Source organism: Brachyspira sp. SAP_772 (assembly GCF_009755885.1).
Classification (GTDB): domain Bacteria; phylum Spirochaetota; class Brachyspiria; order Brachyspirales; family Brachyspiraceae; genus Brachyspira.
In genome coordinates, this window is sequence record NZ_VYIX01000172.1 from 1 (window position 1) to 703 (window position 703).

Consider the following 703-nt stretch of genomic DNA (forward strand, 5'->3'; position numbering starts at 1 on the left):
GCATAGAAGACTTGGGAGAAAATACTACTGTTTTAAAAAGAAATCTTAAAGTATCATATTATAATTATGCTGTTACTGAGTATAATAGCAAAAGATATAATAATGCTAATACTATATTAGATGAAGCTTTAAAAATATTTCCTAAGGACGCTGATTTTACAAGACTTCTTAGGTCTATACCTAAATAATTATTATGAGATTAATTATTATTTTATTTGTTTTTTTTAATATACATTTTCTCTACGCACAAGAAAATTATAATCTAAATAAAACTTTTAGAATAATAAGAAAGTTTGATAATTTGCTCTCATCAGACAATAAAGAATATGTTTTTTATATAGATGCTTCTTATTTGTTTTCGCCTGAGGGTAAATCAATATACAGCAATAATATTTACATGGCTAAAAAAGCTCTAGAAAATAATTCTAATGATATAGTTTATAGCGGRGTGATAAAATCTAGTACTCCGCCAGAAAATTATGTATATTTACTTCTTCATAAAAGACTCTATGATTATATATCAAAAAACAAATCTAACTATATAGATGAATTAATGCAAACTGATTTGCAAACATTTTATGATAATATAAGAGAGTATATTATAAAAGAAGAAATATATACCGGCAATTTTAAGTATATAAGATTTTTAACAAAAACAAAATACAAATACTATACAGGTAAAGATTAAATATTAAATAATTTT

At 22.8% G+C, this 703-nt stretch carries 1 protein-coding gene and 1 pseudogene; both read left to right on the forward strand.

The genetic code is table 11. The features are described from left to right. Positions 1-188 (forward strand): annotated as a pseudogene (locus tag GQX97_RS13330) (hypothetical protein); the annotation flags it as partial. A gap of 5 nt (positions 189-193) precedes the next feature. Beyond that, on the forward strand, positions 194-688 hold the full coding sequence (locus GQX97_RS13335) for a hypothetical protein (protein WP_157144051.1): 495 nt from the start codon (positions 194-196) through the stop codon (positions 686-688). The last annotated feature ends 15 nt before the right edge of the window (positions 689-703 follow it).